At 44.9% G+C, this 2,444-nt stretch carries 2 protein-coding genes; one reads left to right on the top strand and one right to left on the bottom strand.

All coding sequences use genetic code 11. The features are described from left to right. A partial coding sequence (locus VIM72_RS08890) for a hypothetical protein (protein WP_332002486.1) occupies positions 1–1,917 on the top strand: 1,917 nt, incomplete at its 5' end. Between the two features lie 122 nt (positions 1,918–2,039). Here VIM72_RS08890 and VIM72_RS08885 read toward each other — a convergent pair. Continuing rightward, positions 2,040–2,444: phytanoyl-CoA dioxygenase family protein (locus VIM72_RS08885; RefSeq protein ID WP_332002485.1), on the bottom strand; the 405-nt coding region annotated here is incomplete at its 5' end.

Here is a 2,444-nt window from a genome sequence, read left to right as displayed (position 1 = left end):
GACTCGGGAGATGCGTTAAGGATATCGCCCCAACCAGCAAGCGGAAGTGAAATGGCTTCAAAATACTCGCATAGCGAAAACGGAGAATTTACTTTCACACAACTGCTAACTGATGCCAAATTGCAGCAACGCTATCACCTGAGCCGGTTTGTATCAGAAAAATACGATGTATTTGCTCCTTTCCAGGTAAAAAAAGGAAGCGTAAAAATAAGCCTGGAGCTGCAATACATTGCCTACAACAAAACATACTCAAGAGGAACGCTTCCCGGTATTGATGCAACAGCAGTGCGGGAGCTATTAAACACAACCGGCCGGTATGGCGTGGTAGATAACAATATAGTAGGTGCAAACGGCTGGCTGACAAACTGGAAATGCCTCCATGAACCATTTTTCGCCCAGATCGGGATGGCGTTGAATGATCCTCACTATATAAAAAACCTGGCGGCAACACTGGACCAGGAAAGAGACCAGGCGATGCTGAAGAACGGACGTGTTCTATCCCGCTGGCACAACGTACCGGGTGATGAAATTCCCGGCACATATAATCCGCAAACCGGCTATTATGAAGCCATGTGGGGATATACTATTGATTCACAAACGGGCTATGTGATCAACACCAGCGAACTGTTTGACCTGAACGGAGACCTGCAATGGCTGCGCTCACACCAAACGAGCTGTGAAAAGGCCCTGGATTGGCTGATAAAACGTGATATCAATAACAACGGGATCTATGAAATGATGAATAACGGTGTCGCAGAAAAAAAGGCCAGCGACTGGTTAGACATTGTTTGGGCCAGCTTTGAAAACGCTTTTGTAAATGCACAATTATACGAGGCGCTAACACTCTGGGCAAAATGTGAAACGGTTTTGGGCAATCATAAAATGGCCGGTCATTATTCAACAATTGCTGCCCGTCTTAAAAATGCTTTTAACAGGCCGGTTGATGAAGGCGGCTTCTGGTCGCCCGCCAAACAGCAGTATGTATACTGGAGGGATAAAGATAACACCATTCATGGCGACAACCTGGTTACGCCTGTAAATTTTGCGGCTATTGCCTTTGGGCTATGTGACGATAAGGAACGCATAAAACTCATTCTTGATCAGATAGAACAAAGAACAGCGGCAGAACACCTGTTTCATTGGCCGCTTTGTTTCGATTCCTTTAAAAGAGAAGAGGTTAGCGATGGCAACTGGCCTTTCCCCAAATATGAAAATGGCGATATATTCCCTACATGGGGATATCTTGGTATCAACGCATATGCAAAATATGATAAGAACATCGCGCTCAGATTCGTTAATCATCTCCTTTATCAGTATAAAAAAGACGGGCTTTCCTCTCAGCGCTACAGCAGAACCACCCAGCTTGGACTGGGGGATGATATCCTGGCAGGCATCTGTACCAGTATTACGGCCCTATACAAGGATATCTACGGACTTCGCCCAAAATGGAACAGGATGGGCCTGGAACCTAATATGATTGAAACACTGAACGGAACGAAGTTTTCATATACCCATAGAGGTACCGTTTATCATCTTGAATTGAGTGATCATGATTATTTAATGAGCACCGGTAGCTTTTCTGTAAAAAGTAACGAATCTTTTGGTGCAGATAAAAGTGGGAATACGCTTAAATTCTACCCCGGTAATAAAGATACGGCGCAGCTCGAGGTTCACGCAGATCCGGGCAATCGCATTGACGTAAAAATTAATTCCTGGAAGGATGACGTATCCGCATGGACTATTTCATCACGCGGCAACTACCAGTTTACAGTTAACGGGCTGCAACCAGGCGGAAACTATGAAGTGGTAACAAATAAGAATATTACCAGTATGCAGGCTGATAACAATGGCCGCATTTCCCTGGCTAAACATTGCAGCACACCTGTTAATTTTTCAATCAGGAGAACATCTCATTAAGCATCATTGCTATAATGAAACAGGACAAGCATAAAAAAAACCGGGCGCTGAAAGCATCCCGGTTTTTTTTATGCTTGTCCTGTTCCTGTAATACCCTTTTTAAACGGCCTTACCCGCCTGGCTTATTGATTTCCGTTTGTATAAATCAACGGATTCTGCGTGTCATCATCCAGTACATCCCCCACCTTTAAGCTAGCAACCTGCTTATCGCTTAATATATTCTTCGTGCCGTTAAATTTAGCCCCGTCAGGCATGTAAGCACAGGTCATGGCCCTGCGAAAACCATTGGTCATATTGGCCCCGGCGCCGTGGATCGTTAAGCCGTTATGAAAAGAACAACTGCCTGCTTTCATGGGTGCGGCAACAGACCTTTTAGTTACCAGTTGCGGATAAACCTGGAATATGGCATCCATGTTTTTCCCGATACCCTGGTTTTCAAAACTGGTTTCGTGATAGGATCCGGGAATAAAATACAAGCACCCATTCTCATAGGTAGCATCGTCTAAAGCCACCCATATAGACAGGGC

Origin of the sequence: Chitinophaga sp. (genome assembly GCF_036569185.1) — a bacterium.
Taxonomy (GTDB): domain Bacteria; phylum Bacteroidota; class Bacteroidia; order Chitinophagales; family Chitinophagaceae; genus Chitinophaga.
Note: the sequence above shows the minus strand (reverse complement) of the source record. Positions and strands in the feature narration are given on the sequence as shown.